Genomic DNA, 311 nt, shown 5'->3' on the forward strand with positions numbered 1-311 from the left:
TGGGCACTCCTTATCTTCGATATCTCGTGAAGGGACGAAAACAACATGCAGCGACCACGAATGACCAAGCCGAATGACATACCAAAACTACTCACGATCGCCGACCTTTCTGTTCGTTGGGATATGCCAAGACAAAGTATTCACGACAAAAAAGGAGAGAACAAATTCCCTCTCCCAGTACAATATGTCGCGAACAATCGGACGGCACTCTTTCTCGAAAGCGACATCATCGAATACGAAAAAGAGAATCCGTACATCAAGACAAGAGCACAACGAGAAGCGCGACGGAATTTCATTTTCAAGTTGTATAT

At 44.7% G+C, this 311-nt stretch carries 1 protein-coding gene; it reads left to right on the top strand.

Features of this window, described 5'->3' with window-relative positions; all coding sequences use genetic code 11:
- Window positions 1-45 precede the first annotated feature (45 nt).
- Window positions 46-311 (top strand): hypothetical protein (locus tag KNP76_RS16120; RefSeq protein WP_214845056.1); only part of this gene is annotated, 266 nt, incomplete at its 3' end.

Source organism: Exiguobacterium sp. s150 (genome assembly GCF_018618435.1).
In the GTDB taxonomy this organism is placed as follows: Bacteria; Bacillota; Bacilli; order Exiguobacteriales; family Exiguobacteriaceae; genus Exiguobacterium; species Exiguobacterium alkaliphilum.